This window comes from Neobacillus cucumis, from assembly GCF_002860255.1.
Lineage (GTDB): Bacteria > Bacillota > Bacilli > Bacillales > Cytobacillaceae > Neobacillus > Neobacillus cucumis_A.
In genome coordinates this window covers 1-21,125 of record NZ_PGVE01000067.1, presented here as the reverse complement: position 1 = coordinate 21,125, position 21,125 = coordinate 1, and the positions used below count along the sequence as shown (strand labels likewise).

Below are 21,125 nucleotides of genomic sequence, written 5' to 3'. Positions count from 1 at the left end.
AGCCGGCCGAAAGGTTGCTTTTTAACCTTTTGGACGGATTGGCTGTAGACCATCGAGGGGCTAGGCGCTGGAGCTGGACAATTCTCAAAGTCGAAAATTTTTTATATGTTCTTATCTCGTTAAAAAGGACGCTAAGCCGCGTCCTTTTTAATTTTTTTAATTAACATGCTGTATTTGTCCCTCATTATCTAATATAGGGGTCAACATAGAATTAAATATCTTATAACCAGCGATCAGACGGTTCAGCTCCTGGCTTTTAAGCAATGCTTTTTCCCTTTCCTTTAATGGAGTTATATCAATGCAAGAAACGATGACTTCGACCACTTTTCCGCCTCTTTTAATCGGACTTAAGGCAGCCAAATAGTGAATGCCATAGATTTCTGCTTCATAAGTTAAATTCTCTTCTCCCTCCCATGCACGCTGATAAATTTTCTCTTTTGCGCCAGCGTATTGCCAGGGGATGATTTCTTTTATTTCTTTACCAATGATCCTGTCTTTTGTTAATCCAATCCGATATAAAAATCCGCCCTCACACCAGGTATGAATAAATCGGCCATCTATTCGTTTGTATTTCAACGTCAAGCCCTGCTGGCGGCTTAATGTATCCTGCAATTCTTGTTTGGCCATTCGGTAAGATTCCTCAGCCCAGATTTGTTCATGAAGATCCTGTGAAAGGCCGAACTTCGGAACGATCTGCTCAATCCTCGCCCATTCTCCATTTAATTCTTCCGCAGTAACTGATTTACTAAAGAAATGACCTTGCCCCTCATCACAAAGGTGCTGCTGCAGGAAAACTAATTGTTCCCTTGTTTCAATCCCCTCAGCAACTACTTTCACCTGCAGATGGTGAGCCATCGAAATGATCGTTTTTACAATCGTTTCATCATGATTATTATTGAGCAGTTCCCGTACAAAGGACTGGTCAATTTTTAACGTATCAACCGGAAACTGTTTTAAGTAATTCAATGAACTAAAACCTGTTCCAAAATCATCGATACTGATAAGAACACCCAGCTTCTTCAAATCGTGCAGAGTAGGGATCGTATGCTCTATATCCATCGTCATGCTTTCAGTAATTTCAAGTTCTAAATACTGAGGCTCTAAACCGGTTTCTTTAAGGACTTTTTCAACTGTTGAAACGATGCCCGCATAAGAGAACTGACGCCCAGAAAGATTCACAGAGATGACCATAGGCAGACACCCCTTCTCCTGCCAGCGTTTATTCTGTGCACAGGCTTGCCTTAACACCCATTCCCCGATCGGAATAATTAAACCGGATTCCTCCGCAATCGGGATAAACTTTGATGGCGGAATCATTCCCCATTTGGGATGATTCCAGCGAAGCAATGCCTCCGCACCAAACATTTTTCCTGTTTTCAAATTCACCTTTGGCTGATAATGAAGGAAAAGTTCATTTTGCTTTATCGCTTTATGAAGTTCCATTTCCATCGTTAATGGATCGAAATCTCCATCATACTTAATACACGAATAAAAGCGATACGTCTTTTTTCCTGCCTTTTTGGCCTGATACATAGCATAATCCGCATGCTTAATTAGAGATTCAACCGTTTCTCCATCTTTCTGAGATAAACTGATACCAATGCTCGGAGAAGAATAGACTTCCGTTGTATTTAATTTAAACGGGGTGGATAGGGCTTCGAGAATGTTAATGGCGACAACCTCTGCCCTTTCTCGGTCTGCCTCTTTTAGGATAACAATAAACTCATCCCCGCCCTGTCTAAAAATTAAATCCTTTTCAGATACAGAACTTTTCAATCGGTCAGCTACTCTTTTTAAGAGCTTGTCCCCTTCAGAATGTCCTAAGGTATCATTAATAATTTTAAAACGGTCAAGATCGATAAATAGAATGGCTAAATTCTTCAAAGGGATGCCCCCTTTTGTAAGCAGGGCCTCCAACATGTTTCGATTGGGCAGACCAGTCAAATAATCATGATAGGCCAAATGCTGTACCATTTCTTGATTTTTAACCTGCTCAGTGATATCTTTTGCGATGCCATAAACACCCATGATTTCACCGTCGACAATGATCGGGATGGTTGTGGTATCCAGCATAAGAATTTCCCCCGTTTTTCTCTTTAGCCGGAATTTTTTTGTCTGTTGGCTTCCCCCATCCTGAATGGTTAAGTGGAAGATTCTAATGATTTCAGCCAAATCCTCTTCATAAATTAGTTCAGAAAAATTCTTTTCGATGAGTTGTTCCGGACTATAACCAGAAATTTTTTCGCATGCGGCATTTGCACTCGTAAATCTCCCCTCTAAATCCAGCGAATAAACGGCATCCGAATGGTAATCAAAAAGGGATTTATAACGCTGTTCACTCATTTTGATTTTCTCTTGAAGATAGCGGTGCTCACTTTCAATTAATTCCCGTTCAGTTTGTTTCCGCTTGGTTACATCTCTGGCAACCATCACCATAACTTTAACTGCTGTCATCAAAAGAAGGATGATTAGTGTAATAACAATGATGTATGCCAAGATGGCCCCTCCCAAGAAACTTAGTTAAATATAAATACACTTAAATTAAATATAGCAATAAACCGGTCAATTCTCATTGCCAAATTATTTCCACTAATAAAAGCGGAAGCGCCTTGATCAGCCCCGACAAGCATAAGACGAGCCGGCCGAAAGGTTGCTTTTTAACCTTTTGGACGGATTGGCTGTAGACCAGCGAGGGGCTAGGCGCTGGAGCTGGACAATTCTCAAAGTCGAAAATTTTTATTTCTCATGAAAAAGGACTGCCTTCCGTTTAAGGCATCCCCTTTCCTTCCTATTAAGTTATGCGTCCTGAACGATTGGCTGGTCAATGACATCGCAATCAGGCGCATTGGTTGCACTAATTCCGGTAATGGTTACAATGTGTACACCTGTATTATCCGCTCCGGCGCCAAATGCTGTTTTTGATGCACTTTTTGGATTGACGAACACCGCCCCTCCAAATTGAACGATTCCGCCGCTCACGGTATCAATCTTAACTGGGGGAATAAATGACATATCTTAACATCCTTTATAGAATTATTTCCTAATTCAATTTATGCCACTATGTATTTTTTTGTGTTCACAGTAAATCTCATTAAGAAGTTTGCCAACCATTTCCGCCTTCTCCATATCGATTTCGTGTAGGTATGAGAATTCATAGGCGGAGGATTTCCGGCTAATGTATAAAGTGGAAGCTTAAGAAGCAGAAATTAGCGGAGATATTCCGATTAACTGCTCTAAATAAGACAAAATCCAAAGCTTTGGATAATATAAACGGAAAAGCTCCCCTTATTTTTAAGGAAATATGGGTATTTCCCAATTTAGCCGGAATTTTACCGTTTATTTTTATCCTCCCCCACCCTTAATAATGTGGAATAATACTTTTTTATAATTTTCCTAATAAACGAACCTGTTGATTGGAGCGGAAATCAACAGCATATTACACACACAACCTAATTTTAAGAGACTTTTTTAGTGCCTTCCTTATTTTTACCCACTTTTTTCCAAACGCTCACTCATAATTTCCATAAATCTTCCATTGAAATCTATTATTCTAATAAAGTATGATTCTCCTTGGATTAAGAAACATTTCTTTGAACGGAGGAGAATAGTTGAAAAAAATAGTAGTAAGTTTTCTTGCTTTTACCTTACTATTAAATGTATTTATTACGGGTGCATTTGCAGAAACAACGGAACCCAAAGTACAGGTTAAATTGGTGAATTATATTGGGAACCAATCACAACTAGCGATTAAACCCACAGGAGATTATCTTATCCAGTCATCCAATATAAGGTTAACAAGCGGGAACACTTATGTGGTTAAATATGATAATAGTAAAATCTCATTAGTAGAAGGTTCTACCGTACTTTTTCAAGCAGATTCATTAAATCTATTACCAGAAATAGAAACCAATTATTTAACGATTAACAATCGAGCCTATTTAGGAGCCTTTCGTTTTGTTCCTGAAAGTTCAAAATACGTACGCCCCATCAATGAGGTCTATATGGAAGATTACCTAAAAGGTGTCGTTCCCTTTGAAATGATGGCCGGCTGGAATAAAGAAGCATTAAAATCACAAGCGGTTGCGGCAAGAACCTATGCCCAAGCCTATATCACTAAAATCATCGATGATACCATCAATTACCAAGTGTACGGTGGATATACATGGCACCCGAACAGCACGGCTGCGGTCGATGAAACTAAAGGGGAAGTATTAAAATCCAACGGACGATTGATTAGTGCTGTTTTCTCTGCAAGTAATGGAGGAAAAACAGAATTAAACTCAAATGTATGGGGTACTTCACCTGTATCCTATTTGACCATTAAGACCGATGAGTTTGATGCGAAGACGCCTTGGCAGATTTCGGTTAAAAAACAACAAATCGATCCAACCCTATTAACATGGACTCAAATGAAAGAATTCGATACCTCTCTAACTACCTCAATCAAGTCATGGATGGTAACACACGGTTATTCAGGGAAAGAAATCAAAATCACAGCCATCCCTACTTTATCCTTGTATGCACCTGCTTCTGGCGGTCGTGTATCAAAAGGGGATATAACGGTTGAATTTTACACAAAAGATAAAGTAGACGAAAAAGGTGTATTTTTACCGCAAAAATTAGAGTATAAAAATGTAGCTGCTTCTCAAATACGGGCGATGGTGGGCATTCGCACCATGTTAAGTTATTTAGTAACCAATACAACAGAAACCTCCGATAATATCACCATTTCGGGTCTTGGCGATGGTCATGGCGTTGGTTTAAGCCAATGGGGTGCAAAAAATAGAGCAGATGCAGGACAAAAATATAATGAAATTCTTGCCTTCTATTATGATGGAACCACTTTATCGAAAGAGTATACCGAAAGACCACAAACAGAAACGGCTGTGCAGCCTTCTCCTTCGGATGTAAGTTCATCAGATAGTACAGGTTCACAGGTTCAAACAGACGCTTCCTCAGAACCAGTGACACCTATTGACAAAATTGCTCCGAAAATTAGCTCAGTGAGTATAAATGTCGATAATGCCAAAAATAAAGCTTCCATTTTGTTTAACACAGATGAAAAGGCGAAAATCTCCATCTATATTAAAGATAGTAACGGAAAAATTCTAAGCTATTTAGTTAAGGATCAAGTAACCGAACGAGGTACGACTAAGATTGAGTACGATACTTCTAAGACGGCCAATGGCAAATATTATGCAGGCATCATTGCTGTAGATGGTTCCAGTAATCAGGCATCAACCTTACCTTCCTTTGAAGTCAAGAAGGTAGTAAAAGATACCACTGCTCCAAAGCTAACATCCGTAAAGTTAAGTGTGGATAACTCAAATAACAAAGCTTCACTCACTTTTAATTCAAATGAAACGTTAAAATTAACGGTGTATGTTAAAGACAGTAAGGGGAAAGTCCTTTCTTATTTGAAAAAGGATGCCTTCACGAAAGCTGGTGCAGTTCGAGTGGATTACAGCACCAATTCCTATGCAAACGGGAAATACACACTAGCAATCAGTGCTGCGGATCCAAGCAATAACAAAGCTTATAGTACCACTTCCTTTGAGGTAAAAAAGCTGAAAAAAGCGATAGTAGTGGTTCCTGTATTGCACGTACGCGCCACTGCTTCCTCTAAGGCAAAAGTTATCAGCGTATTAAAGAAAAACCAAACCGTTACCGTTCTTTCAACAAGTGGTGCTTGGTCTAGAATCAGCTACGGCAAAATAATAGGCTCTGTTCCAAAAACAGCTTTGAAATAACAAAAAAAGGTTGTATCCCTATTCTTAATATAGGGTTACAACCTTTTTTTATTCATTTTATAATTTTTCGATGGCTGTTATGGATCTTCTTTTTAAAGAAATACATAATCAAAACCTTAAACAACTTTCTCGTCGGTGGAAAAAGCATAAGAAAGCCAACGATATCCGTCATAAATCCTGGTGTTAATAAAAAAGCCGCGCCTAATAAAATACAGACCCCATCCAAAACTGCATCACCTGGAAGCTGACCGCGGCTTAACTGCTCCTGGACCTTCCGAATCGTTTGCAGCCCTTCCCTCTTCGCTAAATAAGCTCCTATGATTCCAGTTAAAATAATAAGCAGGATGGTCGGCCAAACGCCAATAGTTTTTCCGGATAATAGTAAAAATCCAATATCCGCTGCTGGTATGATAATAAGTAACAAAAATAAATAACGCATCGAATGCTCCCTTCCCTTTTTCGAATGCAAACTGGAATCCTGTAACAAGTTCTTGTAAATAATAGTACCAAAATAACGGGAGGGAAAAAACTATGGGGACTTGTGAACTTTGCGGGCGTCAGCAGGTGGAGACAACTGTCCATCATCTCCTTCCTAAAGAAATGGGCGGAACATTTGGGGCAACCGCAAACCTTTGTATTCCCTGCCACAAACAAATTCACGCCCTCTATACCAACGAGGAAATTGCCGCACGATTAGCCACCTTAGCTGAACTCCGGTCAGATGAAAAACTGGCAAGTTTTATCAAATGGATTCGAAAACAGCCTCCCACTAAAATCATGAAAATAAAAAAATCGAGAGAACGCAGACGAAAGTAATTGCTAAATCACATTTAATCGTGTACGATTGAATCGTACACGATATAAATTTCTTAGGGAGGGAAAACCATGACAACGGTTTATGATTTTAGTGTAAAAATGACTAATGGGGAAATAAAATCATTGAAGGAATACGAGGGGAACCCCTTAATTATTGTAAATACAGCCAGCAAATGCGGGTTTACACCACAATTTAAAGGACTTCAAGCAATATATGAAAAGTATAAGGACCAAGGACTTGTGATATTAGGGTTCCCTTGCGATCAGTTCAATAATCAGGAATTTGCTAATATCGAAGAAACCACTCAATTCTGCCAAGTAAACTACGGGGTAACCTTCCCGATGTTTGCCAAGATTGATGTAAATGGAGAAAAAGCCGACCCTTTATTTACCTTTTTGAAAGAAGAAAAAAGAGGGCTTCTATCGAAAAATATTAAATGGAATTTCACCAAGTTTCTGGTTGATTCCCAAGGTCAGGTCGTAGAGCGTTATGCCCCAACTGTGGATCCAAGCAGGATGGAGCAGGATGTGAAAAAATTATTCTCTTAAAGGTGATCACTTGAAAGACTTCTTCACATTAGATAATCAACTATGTTTCGCCATCTATGAAACAGCCAGTGAGTTTACGAAACTGTATGCATCCGTGCTTCAGTCATTTGGGTTAACCTATCCGCAGTATTTAGTCCTATTAGCATTATGGGAACATGATGGCGTAACGGTAAAGGACTTAGGCGAGAGATTAAATCTTGGGACCGGTACTTTAACACCGATGATCACTCGAATGGAGGGAAGCGGCTGGCTCCGAAAGGAACGTTCCAAGAAGGATGAAAGAAAGGTCTTTATTTTTTTAGAAAAGAAGGCCTATGAACTAAAGCCAGCGATCACCGAAAAGGTCAGCGGGAAAATTGAGAGCTGTCATATTGAGTTAAGTGAATATGAATCGCTCATGAAGCAATTAAATCGATTACACCGCAAACTGCAGCAGCCCAAATCCTAGCAGAATGGGCTAGTGCCCGCCCATTCTTTGGACATCTATTATGCATACATTACCTGTAGCAAGAACCCATTCTTGCCATAGTAAATATAAAGAAAAAGGGAGATGTATGCACATGTTTGGAGGACACGGACACGGCGGTTACCATGGTGGATATCATGGCGGCTTTGATCATCACCACCATCATGGATATTTCGGCGGTTACCCTGGTTATGGATATGGAGGCTTTGGTTCACCATTTCTTGGCGGATTCCTTGGCGGGTTAACAGCAGGCGCCTTAACTGGCGGTTATCCATATGCTGCACCCTATCCGTATTACGGCGGTTATGGCGGTTACCCATATTAATAAGAATAAGTAAGAAGGCCGGCGCACCTGGATGCCGGCCCTTTTCTATGAATGGGACACTTTTAAGCCCGCGGAAGATCCACTGATTTTCTAATGATCAACTCTGTTTCTACAAAGATTTTATCACCATGAAATTCCTCGTCTTCTACACCCTTCAATAATAGCTCTGCCCCTAGTCTGCTTATTTTTTCAATCGGTTTTTTGATGGTCGTTAAAGCGGGATTCGTATATTGAGCAGAAGCAATATTATCGAATCCTACGAACGACATATCCTCCGGGACCTGTAACCCTTTCGAAAAGGCAGTATTTAAGGCCCCAATCGCCATATCATCATTCGAGCAAAAAACAGCGGTAGGAGGATTTTCCAATGATAACAGTTTTTCCATGGCATTCCGGCCGCTTTCCATATCATAATTGCCGGTTACCATATATTGTTTTTGAATCGGAAGGTGAAAATCGATTAGGGCTTTCATGTATCCTTCACGGCGTTCATGTGTAGATTGAAACCCGCTAATTCCCTCAATAATCGCGATAGCTTTGTGCCCCTTTTCAATCAGATGTTTGACCGCTTGATAAGAGCCTTCACGGTCGTTTGATAAAATATTGATCATCGAAAGATCGTGGACTTCCCGGTTTAAGACCACGATCGGAATCTTGTTGTTCAGCACATGGTCGATGAAAGCATCATCGTTTTCACTCTGACTCATTAAAATAATCCCGTCAAACCGCTTTGCATGAATGGAGGAAAACTCTTGGTAATCATCAATTCCCCGTACAAACAAGTTGTAGTTTTGATTGATAACACTATTGACCCCCTTCACTGCATCAACGAAGAAGCTCGGTGAGGTCCCATTGGAAATACTCGTAAAAAATAATCCAATCGTATGTGACTTTTGCATGACTAAACTTTTGGCATTGAAGTTGGGCGTATAATTTAATTGAGCAGCAATCTCAAGGATTTTCTTTTTTGTCCCGGGCTTAATAAGCGGGCTGTCATTCAGTGCCCTTGAAACAGTGGTATGGGATACATTTGCTAGCCTTGCTATATCTTTAATGGTCACCATGATCATTTTCATCCCTTTTCAGCCGTACTAACTTAATTGTATCTTACCAAGAACACCGAAGATTGGAAATATGAATTGGTTAGGATGTAAATGGTTATTGGGATAAAAAATAGGCAGAGAGCATCGCCCTCCGCCGGTTATTTTTCATTTTTTCTCGAAAATCACGATTTCATCCATTATATGTCAATTCCTTGATGTTGGGAAAATTTCTTTAAGTTCGTCAAAGGATCATGCTGTTAGTTCTTCTATTACACCCATTTGCAGGTTGATTAATCGATCAAGTCTTTCACTAAGTCTTACCGTTTCAGCGGAGGTAAATCCTTTGGAAAGCCCTACTGATATCATTTTTAATCGTAGATTTTCAATTTGTAAGAAAAGATCCTCATTCGTCATTAGCGATAACCCCTTATATTAAAACTCCCTGTAAGATAAGATTACCAACTGTAAGCGGATTCAAGGAACTAGTTTCTATCATCAAATATCGACAGGGTTTGAGGGAATGGATGGGATTATGAACAAGACACTTCATCATTCATGTCATGCCCCTATAATCCTTCATGGAAATCCTCGGATTTTGGCGAACTTGGGAAAAAAATTTAAATCTACTAAATTGTAATTGATAGATTTATTAAGAACATTTTATTTTTGGCAAAGCTCATCGTCCCATATGAATATTACGGTGGAAAAGGAATACATAAGTAAGAAGAAGTGTGTTATAAACTTTAAACGGAGGTTTTTTGCATGAAAAGGTGGTTGACTGTTTTTTCTGCTGGTCTCTTGTTTCTCCTTAGTGGTTGCTCTTTTTTGAATCTTAGCTATGACACACTTGACTATGCAAAAGATGCCTCTAATTATTTAGATCAAGTAACCGAGTTTGCCAGTAATACCTCTCCCCTGCTTAAAGGAGCTGTCGATGACCAACAAGCAGCAGATGAACTAAAAAGGACACTTCAACAAATGAAAACGGAGATTAAAGCGTTTAACGATTTAAATGCCCCAGAAACAGTCAGGGAATTTCATCATCAGCTGGTTAATCAAAATAACCGCTTAATTTCTCAGATCAACTTATACTTGGCGGAACTTGAAAACGGCCTGCTCAATCCCTCCTTCCTCGAAAACAACCAACTACTCTCGCCTGTCAAAGAAATCAACGACACCATCCAACAAATCCAAAAACTCAAAGGCCAAATAACCGACACGCTCAGCGTTTCACATGGTGCCTGACACCAATATTACTTTTTTGACAATGTTTAGCTTCCCCCGATATTTTTCGAAGATTGTCGTCATATGAACGCGAATGATGGAATATAGATAATATCACTCAACTAACAGTTCAAGGGTGATATAGAAATGGAAACAGAAATCGTGCTTTATAAGGGGAAAGTTTATTTTGTCATCTATAAGTATAGTTCGGGCTATTGGGAAATACGAGAAAAGAACAGCAGGTTTAATGTACAGCTGGTACATGAATCGGAGGTTCAACAGTAAGAAAAGCGCAAGGCGCCCGCCTATCGGCGACAGCTCAAGCCAATCCGGCCGAAAGGTTGTTCTTTAACCTTTTGGACGGATTGGCTTGTGACCTCGAGCCGATGGAGCCTGGAGCTGGACAATTCTCGAGGCCGAAATTTATAATTTCTAAAGGTAAACTTAATGAAGTAGATCGATCTTCCCTCTTACTCTTTTCATATTTTGATAAAAAACTTCCGGGGATGACCAATCTTGATACTTATTCGGTATAGCTGGATTCTCACTGTTATTGCCACTTGCCAGTTCATATAATTCTTCGATATAGGATTTTAGTTTCAATAAATCTCTTTTTGAACCAATAGCTCCATGCCCTGGTATGGATTTTTCAATATCCAAACTAGCGGCCTTTTCCAATAAACGCACCCAGTTCATTGGATTGGATTCCTCAAATAGGGTTGGATGGGTATTGACAAATAACAAGTCACCCATAAAGATGACCTTTTCTTCCGGGATATAAAGAACCGCATCACTATGGGAATGTCCTCCGCCCCATGTAAGAATCTCTGCACTTCTTTTTGTACCGTAAAACTTCATCCCATTATTAAACGTTTGTTGCGGCAGCACTAACTCTAATGTCGGTAAAGAGGCTTCTATTTCTTTTAGGAAGCTAATTTGCTGGGTCTGCTTTTCATTTTCATCACCTGGTTGCTTTTCGAGGCTTTGAATATAGCTGGCCAGACCTTCTAACTCATCCTTTTGCTTCCGAATTCGCTCCGGGTGAATGTCTTTCATTTTTTCATAAGTGGTTTGACTAGAGAGAATCACGCTGTCTTTAAACATCTGATTGCCTCTTATATGATCACCATGAAAATGACTGTTCACCACCCATTTAATTTCGTTTCGTTTCGTAATTAATTGGGCCATCTCTTTTAGTTCCTGTGCAGCTTGTTGAGTGTTAAAGGTGTCAAAAACAATGGTTTGATCTCCTAAATCAACGAACCCGGCATTGGCCATAGCTCCGCCATCCGCCTTGGAAATAGCGGCATATATTCCTTCTCCTGCTTTTTCAAGCGAAAAATGCCTGCTGTTAAATTTCCCCATCACACTAATCTCCTTTTTACAAGAATTGTAGATTACTTGATGTTATTATATTATGGAAGTAATTAACAAAACTACTTATTGACTCAACAAGGTTGGGCCGGGAATTACATTCTTCCCAATTGTACGAAAACGTTCATGTTTTAATCCCTGTTTCCAGCTTTATACACTTTATAATCTTGTTAGGAGTAGTTTTTTCTAATTAAGATGATGCTGGAGGATGAATAGATGAAAAAAATTTTGATAGTAGCAGGGCTATCCATCTTATTGTTAGCGGGCTGTTCATCGAAGGCTACTGACAAGCAGGAAGCGTTGGATGGAGAGACGCTTTATGGAAATAAGTGTTCAGCCTGTCATGGAGGTAATTTAAAAGGTGCGGTTGGACCCTCTGTATTAAATATGATCAGTAAATATACGGAGGATGAATTATATAAAATGATCACAGAGGGCTCGGATAAGATGCCGGGGCATCTTTTGAACGATGAGGAATCACGAGTCGTGACGAAGTGGTTAATGGAGAAAAAATAACGGGTAGTGATACGTTAGCTTGGATTCGGTTAGCGCACAATAAATAGTATATTTGACCATTCTGACGAAAATAGCTTCATTTCGGGCACAAAAAGCAGGATTTGTGACCGTTTAAACCTAAAATAGCTGAGAGCTGGCATAATAAATAATATTTGTGACCATTCCTCCAAGAAAAGAGTATACATGGGCACAATTATCTTAATTGTAATCTTTTCAACCAAATCGGCACTATTAAAGACCCTGAGTAGTATCCCCTTTTAACCACCATACCAATACCAAAAAAGGTGACAGGCACCATGTGAAAATTTCACATGATGCCTGTCACCTTTTTGCCCCCACTTCCCTCTTACACTTTAAAATCCTTGAGTACCTTCTGACGGACGTAGTCGAGGTGGAGGTACATTTGGTGAAAGGCTTCAAATGGGTCGCGGTTAGCGAGTGCTTCATAGATGGCAGTATGATGGCGAACCGTTCTCTCCGGTTCCCGCACCTTAATTTCGCTATTAATCTTCACGTGCGTCACAATTAACGAATCGATCATCCCCTCGACAATCGGATTATCTGCACTTAACGCAATAATTCGGTGAAACTCAATATCAGCTTCGCCATAATTACCATCTTTACAATTCGCAATAAAATCAATCGTCTCTTTTAATCTCGCGAGCTCTTCCTCACTAATTTTCTCAGCAGCCATCGTAATTAATCCCAGCTCCAACGCCATCCGCGCCTCCACCATAGCCTGCAAATTATCATGGGCTAACGCCAGCATAATTGAAAACGGGTGACTGCTGATTTTATTATTAAAAAAGGTTCCTTCCCGTGTTTTACGGGTAATAACACCTAAGGACTCCAGCGAACTAAGCGCCTCGCGCAGCACGGGACGACTGACATTCAAAATCTCTAATAATTCCATTTCTGTCGGCAGCTTGTCCCCTGGTTTTAGCTGTCCGCTAATTAATAGCTGTATAATACTCTCCATAACCTGCTTTGATAACGTATGACGACTAACTGTTTCAACTGTTATTTTTTTCGAAGGGTCTTTCATCTCATCTCAAGGCTCCTCGGGTCACATTCTAATTTGTAATCTCTTCCATTATTACCTTAATTGAAGAAAGGTTCAAGTGACAGATTTCACCTATTCTTATAAAAAGGCTGTGTTAAAGAACAATGTTGATTGGAGCGGAAATCAACATCCAAGTTTTTAACACAACCTTTTAAAAAAAATAGCTGCCAAGTAACTTGGCAGCATGATCAAAGTTAGACCTTTAACACGCGGCAGATATTTTCTGCTGCGAACTCAATATTCACCTCTCCAGCTTGCAGTGCTTCCTCTAAAGAAGTCACACCTGTTAATATCCCAATAATCGCTGTAAACCCATTCTCATACAAAGGCTCCACACCTTTACCAATCCGCCCGGCAAAAGCAATCACAGGGATGGAGTACTTCCTGGCAATCGTCGCTACACCATACGGGGTCTTTCCAAAAAGCGTCTGTCCATCAATACTGCCTTCCCCTGTAAACACATAATCAGCACCTTGAACATGTTCCTCAAGGCCCGTATATTCAATCACCAGATCGACGCCTTTTTTCAGTTGAGCATTTAAAAACGCCATCAAACCAGCACCCAGTCCACCTGCCGCTCCGGCACCTTCCATATGAGCTATATCCTTACCAAGCTGGGCTTTGATTACATCGGCATAATGAGCCAAATTCTGATCAAGAACCTTCACGAGCTCCGGGGTTGCTCCTTTTTGCGGACCAAAAATGGCGGAGGCACCATTCTCTCCAATTAATGGATTCGTAACATCACAGGCCACATCAATAATGACATCTTTAATTCTCTCATCCAAACCGCTTAAATCAATGGTGTCCAACCGGGCCAAAGCACCGCCGCCAAATGGGAGCTCTTTCCCCTTTTCATCTTTAAATGAAACACCTAGGGCTTGAAGCATTCCTGCCCCGCCATCATTTGTGGCACTTCCGCCAATTCCAATTAAAAACCGGCTGACACCTTTGTCTAATGCATGCTTGATTAATTGTCCGGTCCCATAAGTGGTGGTTAACAAAGGATCACGATCTTCTGGTTTCAGTAGTTCTAATCCGCTGGCACTTGCCATTTCAATGACGGCAGTTTTTCCTTCCCCCAAGAGACCGTATTCCGCAATGACCGCTTCTCCTAACGGCCCGAGTACTTCCGTCTTATTGATCTCTCCGTCCGTCATACTCACCAGGGATTCAACTGTACCTTCTCCACCGTCAGCCATTGGAACAATGACACATTCCGCATCAGGAAAAACTTTTCGAATCCCTCTTTCCATTGCAAGGGCAGCCTTTTTCGCCGGCATACTTTCTTTAAATGAATCAGGCGCTAGCACAAACTTCATAACAATCTGTCCTTTACGGTTAATTAAGATCATTTATTTCTATAAGAGAAGGGTGACCTCAAAGTCACCCCTATAGTTTTAATTATACAAGTGTTTTTATTAACGAACTAAACATGGACGCTTGTTATCAAATTTCCAGCCTGGAAAATAGAACTGCATACCTACTGCGTCGTCACGAGAGTTAAGTCCCATATTTTTATAAAGTTCATGCGCCTTCTGGATTTGCTCCATATCCACTTCTACTCCTAAACCTGGCTTATCTGGAATCGCTAAGTGTCCATCCACAATTTGGAATGGATCCTTCGTTAAGCGCTCAACGCCTTCCTGCCAAATCCAGTGTGTATCGATCGCCGTGATTTCACCAGGAGCAGCTGCAGCAACATGTGTAAACATGGCCAGTGAAATATCAAAGTGATTATTGGAGTGAGAGCCCCAAGTTAATCCCCAATCATTGCACATTTGCGCTACTCGTACAGAACCCTGCATCGTCCAGAAATGCGGGTCAGCAAGCGGGATATCCACAGATTGCAGAGAAATCGTATGACCCATTTGACGCCAGTCCGTTGCGATCATGTTGGTTGCCGTTGGAAGACCTGTTTGTCTTCTGAACTCAGCCATGACTTCACGGCCAGAATAACCATTTTCTGCACCACATGGATCCTCTGCATAAGTTAGTATTCCATGCATATCTTTGCAAAGCTCAACGGCTTCTTTCAATGACCAGGCACCATTCGGATCAAGGGTAATTCTGGCATCCGGAAATCTCTCTTTCAACGCTTTAATTGCTTTAATTTCTTCCTTCCCCTCTAAAACGCCGCCTTTTAACTTGAAATCTTTAAAGCCATAAAGCGCTTGAGATGCTTCAGCTAGTCGTACAACCGCTTCCGGTGTTAATGCTTCTTCATGACGGATCCGATACCATTCCACATCAGAATCAGAATTGCTGTAATAAGGAAGATCCGTTCTATTGCGATCTCCAACATAGAACAAGTAACCAAGTGTTTTTACTTTATCACGCTGCTGGCCTTCCCCCAGAAGAGCGGCAACAGGAACATTTAAATGCTTTCCTAATAGGTCAAGCAATGCTGCTTCAATCGCTGTAACGGCATGAATCGTAATCCGCAGGTCAAAGGTTTGTAACCCGCGGCCAGCTGAATCCCGGCCGGCAAATTCCTTTCTTACTTTATTTAAGATATTATTATAATTACCAATGGATGAACCGACTACAACCGCTCTTGCATCTTCAAGTGTTTTACGGATTCCTTCGCCGCCTGGTACTTCACCAACACCAACATTACCATTGCTGTCCTTTAAGATAATGATATTTCTAGTAAAATAAGCTCCGTGTGCGCCGCTAAGATTTAATAACATACTGTCACGGCCGGCAACCGGATAGACTTCCATTTCTGTCACAACTGGAGTAGCATTAGTCACTTTCTCAACTGTATTCATGGGGATTATCTCCAATCCAAATGGTTTTTTTAAGAGAGAACGAAGAATTCGCTTTTGGCTCGTTCTCTCTGATTTGAATTACCGTGAAATTTCTACATTCGCTAATTTTTCATAGTATTTTAATAGACTGCTGTGGTCTTCAAACTCATGGCCGTCAACCTTTAAGGCATACATCATTTCTAAAACCGCTGCGGTTAATGGAGCTGGAGCGCCGAATTCATGGCTAGTTTCCATCGCATTGGTTAAATCCTTAATGTGTAAGTTAATTCGGAAACCAGGGTTGAAGTTGCGGTCTAACATCATAGGTGCTTTTGCATCTAATACTGTACTTCCTGCTAAACCACCGCGAATAGCTTGGTATACTGCCTCTGGATTGACACCTGCTTTTTGTGCTAAAACAAATGCCTCAGATACTGCTGCAATATTTAAAGCTACGATTACTTGGTTCGCAAGCTTTGTTACGTTACCGGCACCGATTTCACCAACGTGTACAACCGACCCAGCCATAGCTTCTAGTACATCTTTCACTTCTTCAAATACTTCTTTCTTACCGCCAACCATGACAGAGATGGTGCCGTCAATTGCTTTTGGCTCCCCGCCGCTGACAGGAGCATCTAACATTTCTACGCCTTTTTCAATTAACGCTCTATATACCTCTTGAGAAGCTGCAGGTGCGATAGAACTCATATCAACGTAGATTAATCCTTCATGTGCACCCTCAATTAGTCCGTTTTCTCCTAAAGCTACAGCTTTTACGTTTGGAGAGTTTGGAAGCATCGTGATCACGATATCTGATTTTTCAGCGATGGCCTTTGGAGTCGATTCAACTTCTGCACCTAATTGTTCAAGTTCTTTCACTGCGTCTTTATTAAAATCGCTAACAATTAACTGATAACCAGCTTTGATCAAGTTTTTGCTCATCGGCTTACCCATAATTCCTAATCCAATAAATCCAATTTTCTTCATTATTCCTTCACTCCTACAGTTTTTTTATTAAAAGAGAGTACAAGAATGTACTGATCTTATAGATGAGAGCTGTCTAGCTTCATTTACTGCCCGGTTGACTCAAAAGAAGTTATTATCCTATAAACATATTGAGAATTATCACACCGATTAAACCAAGGATGGAAAGTGCGGTGGTATATGTTGTTCTTATTTTGATTGCCTCACCGACCGATAAATTCAGGTATTCCTTAAACATCCAGAATCCTGGATCGGTTACGTGGGAGAAAGCGATACTTCCGCATGTAACGGCAAGTGTCATTAATTCCATGCTGATTCCTGAGCTTTGAGCGATAGGTAGTACCACTCCAGCAGCAGTCATAACGGCTACCGTTGCTGAACCAAGAGCAATACGTAAGAGAGCAGCGATGATCCAAGCAAGAATGATAGGAGACAAATTCCAGCCCGATGTTATATCTTTGATGTAATCAGCAATGCCGCCATCAACAAGTACTTGCTTAAATGCGCCGCCCGCACCAATAACCAAAATGATCATTGCCATTGGCTTAACAGCATTGGAACAAGACTGCATCACATCTTTGAGAGGACGGCCGATTTTTGTCCCTAGAAGCCACATAGAGATTAACAGAGCAATTAATAAGGCCATTTCTGAGGAACCGATGAAATCCATAACATGCCTAAAACCATTACCTTCTGGTAAAAATACAGTTGAGATAGCATCAATTGCCATAAGTACTACTGGAATAAGAGCAACGAAAATACTTGATGCAAAGGATGGCATTTCTTCTTCTTTAAATGTTCTGTTCGTAATAAGCCCATCAGGAATGATTGGATTAATCTTTTTAATAAATGGAAGTCTAGGCCAAGTAAGTGCGATAAAAGTAGCTACAGGTATAGCAATAATTAAACCGTATAATAGAGTTAATCCCATGTCGGCCTTGAAGACACCAACAACGGCTGCTGGCCCCGGGTGAGGCGGGAGAAAACTATGACAAGTTGATAACCCGATCGACATAGGTAACGCAACCCATAAAAGATTTAACTTTGTTTGACGAACAATGACAAATACAAGTGGAATTAATAACACAAAAGCTACTTCATAAAACATGGTAACGCCAAGTACAAAGGCAGCGATTAATATAGCAAGTTGAACCCGTTTAATTCCCATTTTTTCTACTAAACTCGTAGCAATCCGCTGTGCGGCTCCCGCATCAGCCATCACTGTTCCAAGCATAGCTCCGAGTCCAACAATAAGAGCCGTACCACCAAGCTGGCCTCCAAGACCATCACCAATGGTATCCCAAATTTTATCCAATGGCATTCCTACAAGGAAACCGACAAATAAAGACGTTAAGAGAAGGGCAATGAATCCGTTCATTTTCAGCGGAATCATTAAAACTAGTAAAAGGATAACTGCTAAGGCAACATACAATAATGGCATGTTATTTCTTCCTTTCCCTTAGGAAATTAATAGATTTGGTAAAGTTCTAAATCTTTTAAAACATTTTCCAATAGCTTCCTGCTCTCCGGATTCATCTCCGCTGCAGGCCCAAATGCATAGCCCACATCAATTCCTACCATTCTTAATCCTTCTTTTAGCACAACAGGGAATGTCGCTTTGTCCACCGCTAAGCGTAATGGAGCAAGTTTAAACTGCAATTCTAGTGATTTTTGATAGTCGCCAGCCACAAATGTGTTGTAAATATCCGCTACCAATTTGGGAGCAATATTTCCTGTACTTGCGATCGCACCAGTCGCGCCATGACATAAACCTGCATAAATAAGTGTGTCACGTCCAAGTAAAACGGAAAATGATTCACGAGGAGTGACCCGTAAGTATTCAGCTGTCTTCGTCATATCTCCGCTTGAGTCCTTAATTCCGATAATGTTGTCAACCTTACTAAGTTCTTCGCAAGTCTTCACATCAATTTTCACTTGGGTGCGGGCTTCGTTCCCGTAAAGGATAATTGGTAATTTTGTAGACTTGGCAATGGCCTTAAAGTGATCCGCTAACTCCGTTTGAGTTGGTGACATAAAATATGGAGTAAGAACAGAGAGGGCTGACACACCGCCAATTTCTTCAACCATTTGAGCTGTTTGAATACAATCTCTCGTGGTGATTTCACTAGCCCCACAATAAACGGGGACTCTTCCAGCTGTGTGATCTACTGTCACTTCCACAACACGGCGTTTTTGCTCAGGTGTAAGACCGTAAATCTCGCCGCTCGATCCTAGAATAAATAATCCATGGACACCACCTGCTATGGTGTAGTCGATGACTTTTCTTAATGCATCTTCCATCAATTGACCGTTTTTATCTAATGGTGTGACTAATGCGGGGATGACCCCTTTTGGCTTAAACATTGGTTAAACTCCTCCTACCTTTTAAGATTCTTGCCTTGGACAAGAAGGTTATCACGAAAACTTTGTGAATACTTTCACATATTTTATATCTATAAAAGATGATGATTTATTATGACAAGCACTATATCTAACTTTGTAAACATAATAACCCACATCTTATAACCAAATATGCGAATGGTATGACAAATTGGTGACATGTAATGATTCATCTTCAACAGATCGTGAATCACTTCACATATCCATCGTAAACGGTTTCGGTAAAAATTTCTTCGTCAGTTTGATAAATTTCTTCTCGTTGTTTTTAGTCATTTGACTAAAAAATAATTAGGGCCTACATCGTAAAAACAAAGGTTGTTTAGTCAAGTGACTATTTCTTGACGTTTTATCATACAAGTTTAAAACTTTTTATTTTTTTAGTAACCGTTTACATTTTTTATTGTATAATTGTCTTACAAATAAATCATCATTCAAATAGCTAATAATCATCATATTTTTTTGGGCAAATAAACAATGTTTTTAAGGAATATTTTTCATGCGGGCAACGGATGGAGGAAGAACTGAATGAAAATGAATAAAGCACTTGCACAAGAAATCGCAGATAAAGTAATGAATGTGATCCCCTATAATGTCAATATCATGGATGAAATTGGCTTAATTATTGGCTCGGGTGACCCAGAAAGGATGGGCACCTACCATCAGGGCGCCGTTTCCGCCATTGAACAAGGAACCATTGTTTCGATCTATGAATCAGAGGGCGCCTCCAAGCCAGGTGTCAACATTCCCATCCATTTTCGGGATCGAATTATTGGTGTCATTGGAATCAGCGGCGACCCGAATATTGTTGGTCCATTTGCCGAATTAGTCCGTGTTACGGCCGAGCTATTAATCAATCAGGAATTACTTTTTAGAGAACGCCGTATCCAGGAACAAATGAAAGAGGAATTTTTATATCAATGGGTCTTTCGAAGCGGGGACTATGATACAGCTATTATTAATAACGGGGAAGCGCTTGGAATCAATCTAGCCCTAGAGAGAAAAGCGATTGTCGTAAAGGGCCGCATGCCAAAAGAGCCTTATCTCTTAAAGCAGGAATACTATTTCCGGCTCAACCAGGAAAGCATGCTTTATGTGGTCCCTAACGATAGTGATATTGTAAAGAGGATAGAAGCAATCCAATCATCGAATCCGATCAGAATCGGAGTTGGGGGCCGCTATACACTTGTATCTAAGTCTGTTGAAGAAGCCAGACGTGCGATTGAAATATCTGAACGGATAGACCTCCCGCAAACCATTTGTGTATATCAGGAGCTAAAGTTTATTGATTATCTAACGAATAAAGATATCTCCTTTGAGGAAATTACTAACTTTTTTAAGGAACTGGATGAAAATCCAAAAGGGCAAGAACTCACGGAGACATTGATTTGCTATATAAAAAATAGCGGGGACATGAATGCCATCTCGAAAGAATTGCATATCCATCGGAACAGTTTGGCCTATCGTTTACAGAGAATCGAGGTCCTCACTAACAAAAACCCGAAAAACTTTATGGACTTATTCCAGCTATTTACGGGTTATATTTTATATAAAATGCAAAAACAGCCGTAAAAATAAAGGGGTTACTGGTGGGGTAAAAAGAAAAAGTCAATCGAGGCTATTGACGACCGGCTTTGCATTATTAATCTTGTTTGGGTCGTCTATCCGGCCTATTGACGACCAGCTTTGCATTATTCATCTTGTTTGGGTCGTCTATCCAGCCTATTGACGACCAGCTTTGCATAATTAATCTTGTTTGGGGCGTCTATCCGGCCTATTGACGACCAGCTTAGCATTATTAATCTTGTTTGGGGCGTCTATCCAGCCTATTGACGACCAGCTTTGCATTATTTATCTTGTTTGGG

General features: G+C 40.5%; 21 protein-coding genes. 9 read left to right on the top strand and 12 right to left on the bottom strand.

Annotated features, from left to right (window positions below):
- Positions 1-156 precede the first annotated feature (156 nt).
- The gene (locus tag CVD27_RS18490; RefSeq protein WP_101649382.1) at positions 157-2,496 is read right to left on the bottom strand and encodes an EAL domain-containing protein; all 2,340 of its coding nucleotides are present in this window, start codon (positions 2,494-2,496) and stop codon (positions 157-159) included.
- Between the two features lie 300 nt (positions 2,497-2,796).
- Entirely contained in the window at positions 2,797-3,012 is a 216-nt protein-coding gene (locus tag CVD27_RS18485; RefSeq protein ID WP_101649381.1) for a spore germination protein, read from the bottom strand.
- Positions 3,013-3,608: 596 nt separating this feature from the next.
- Here CVD27_RS18485 and CVD27_RS18480 point away from each other — a divergent pair.
- On the top strand, positions 3,609-5,750 hold the full coding sequence (locus CVD27_RS18480; protein WP_101649380.1) for a SpoIID/LytB domain-containing protein: 2,142 nt from the start codon (positions 3,609-3,611) through the stop codon (positions 5,748-5,750).
- Between the two features lie 52 nt (positions 5,751-5,802).
- Here the strand turns inward: CVD27_RS18480 and CVD27_RS18475 are convergent, their stop codons facing one another.
- Positions 5,803-6,174: an FxsA family protein gene (locus tag CVD27_RS18475; protein ID WP_374703086.1), complete on the bottom strand. Its 372-nt coding sequence runs from the start codon at positions 6,172-6,174 to the stop codon at positions 5,803-5,805.
- A gap of 107 nt (positions 6,175-6,281) precedes the next feature.
- Here CVD27_RS18475 and CVD27_RS18470 point away from each other — a divergent pair, with 107 nt between their 5' ends.
- The 4 genes from CVD27_RS18470 (at position 6,282) to CVD27_RS18455 (ending at position 7,906) form a co-directional block, all read left to right on the top strand.
- Positions 6,282-6,566: a restriction endonuclease gene (locus CVD27_RS18470; RefSeq protein WP_101649378.1), complete on the top strand. Its 285-nt coding sequence runs from the start codon at positions 6,282-6,284 to the stop codon at positions 6,564-6,566.
- A gap of 69 nt (positions 6,567-6,635) precedes the next feature.
- Positions 6,636-7,115: a glutathione peroxidase gene (locus CVD27_RS18465; protein ID WP_101649377.1), complete on the top strand. Its 480-nt coding sequence runs from the start codon at positions 6,636-6,638 to the stop codon at positions 7,113-7,115.
- A gap of 10 nt (positions 7,116-7,125) precedes the next feature.
- Positions 7,126-7,563 (top strand): MarR family winged helix-turn-helix transcriptional regulator, encoded by a 438-nt coding sequence (locus tag CVD27_RS18460; RefSeq protein ID WP_101649376.1) that lies wholly within the window; start codon positions 7,126-7,128, stop codon positions 7,561-7,563.
- Positions 7,564-7,669: 106 nt separating this feature from the next.
- Entirely contained in the window at positions 7,670-7,906 is a 237-nt protein-coding gene (locus tag CVD27_RS18455) for a cobalt transporter (protein ID WP_101649375.1), read from the top strand.
- A 62-nt stretch (positions 7,907-7,968) separates the two neighbouring features.
- Here the strand turns inward: CVD27_RS18455 and CVD27_RS18450 are convergent, their stop codons facing one another.
- Both CVD27_RS18450 and CVD27_RS18445 read right to left on the bottom strand, forming a co-directional pair.
- Positions 7,969-8,973 (bottom strand): LacI family DNA-binding transcriptional regulator, encoded by a 1,005-nt coding sequence (locus tag CVD27_RS18450; protein WP_101649384.1) that lies wholly within the window; start codon positions 8,971-8,973, stop codon positions 7,969-7,971.
- A gap of 225 nt (positions 8,974-9,198) precedes the next feature.
- Positions 9,199-9,363 (bottom strand): aspartyl-phosphate phosphatase Spo0E family protein, encoded by a 165-nt coding sequence (locus tag CVD27_RS18445; protein WP_101649374.1) that lies wholly within the window; start codon positions 9,361-9,363, stop codon positions 9,199-9,201.
- A 348-nt stretch (positions 9,364-9,711) separates the two neighbouring features.
- Between CVD27_RS18445 and CVD27_RS18440 the strand changes: the two genes are divergently transcribed.
- Together CVD27_RS18440 and CVD27_RS28260 are read left to right on the top strand one after the other, a co-directional pair.
- Positions 9,712-10,194, top strand: coding sequence for a DUF6376 family protein (locus CVD27_RS18440; protein WP_101649373.1), 483 nt, complete (start codon positions 9,712-9,714; stop codon positions 10,192-10,194).
- Positions 10,195-10,320: 126 nt separating this feature from the next.
- Positions 10,321-10,458, top strand: coding sequence for a hypothetical protein (locus CVD27_RS28260; protein ID WP_180960347.1), 138 nt, complete (start codon positions 10,321-10,323; stop codon positions 10,456-10,458).
- A gap of 159 nt (positions 10,459-10,617) precedes the next feature.
- Here CVD27_RS28260 and CVD27_RS18435 read toward each other — a convergent pair whose 3' ends face one another.
- On the bottom strand, positions 10,618-11,538 hold the full coding sequence (locus CVD27_RS18435; protein ID WP_101649372.1) for an MBL fold metallo-hydrolase: 921 nt from the start codon (positions 11,536-11,538) through the stop codon (positions 10,618-10,620).
- 225 nt (positions 11,539-11,763) lie between these two features.
- Between CVD27_RS18435 and CVD27_RS18430 the strand changes: the two genes are divergently transcribed.
- Positions 11,764-12,063 carry a c-type cytochrome gene (locus CVD27_RS18430; RefSeq protein ID WP_101649371.1) on the top strand — a complete coding sequence of 100 codons (300 nt, stop codon included), beginning with the start codon at positions 11,764-11,766 and terminating at the stop codon, positions 12,061-12,063.
- 346 nt (positions 12,064-12,409) lie between these two features.
- On the opposite strand, the gene CVD27_RS18425 is transcribed toward CVD27_RS18430, so the two are convergent.
- From CVD27_RS18425 to dapA, 6 genes are all read right to left on the bottom strand, one after another.
- Positions 12,410-13,108: a FadR/GntR family transcriptional regulator gene (locus CVD27_RS18425; RefSeq protein ID WP_101649370.1), complete on the bottom strand. Its 699-nt coding sequence runs from the start codon at positions 13,106-13,108 to the stop codon at positions 12,410-12,412.
- A 212-nt stretch (positions 13,109-13,320) separates the two neighbouring features.
- Positions 13,321-14,481, bottom strand: coding sequence for a glycerate kinase (locus tag CVD27_RS18420; RefSeq protein ID WP_374703085.1), 1,161 nt, complete (start codon positions 14,479-14,481; stop codon positions 13,321-13,323).
- Between the two features lie 66 nt (positions 14,482-14,547).
- Positions 14,548-15,900, bottom strand: a complete 1,353-nt coding sequence (gudD, locus tag CVD27_RS18415; protein ID WP_101649369.1) for a glucarate dehydratase — start codon at positions 15,898-15,900, stop codon at positions 14,548-14,550.
- A gap of 78 nt (positions 15,901-15,978) precedes the next feature.
- Entirely contained in the window at positions 15,979-16,866 is an 888-nt protein-coding gene (garR, locus tag CVD27_RS18410) for a 2-hydroxy-3-oxopropionate reductase (protein WP_101649368.1), read from the bottom strand.
- 112 nt (positions 16,867-16,978) lie between these two features.
- Positions 16,979-18,304 carry a gluconate:H+ symporter gene (locus tag CVD27_RS18405; RefSeq protein ID WP_101649367.1) on the bottom strand — a complete coding sequence of 442 codons (1,326 nt, stop codon included), beginning with the start codon at positions 18,302-18,304 and terminating at the stop codon, positions 16,979-16,981.
- Positions 18,305-18,330: 26 nt separating this feature from the next.
- On the bottom strand, positions 18,331-19,227 hold the full coding sequence (gene dapA / locus CVD27_RS18400) for a 4-hydroxy-tetrahydrodipicolinate synthase (RefSeq protein ID WP_101649366.1): 897 nt from the start codon (positions 19,225-19,227) through the stop codon (positions 18,331-18,333).
- A gap of 561 nt (positions 19,228-19,788) precedes the next feature.
- On the opposite strand from dapA, the gene CVD27_RS18395 reads away from it, so the two are divergent.
- Positions 19,789-20,832, top strand: a complete 1,044-nt coding sequence (locus tag CVD27_RS18395; RefSeq protein ID WP_101649365.1) for a CdaR family transcriptional regulator — start codon at positions 19,789-19,791, stop codon at positions 20,830-20,832.
- The last annotated feature ends 293 nt before the right edge of the window (positions 20,833-21,125 follow it).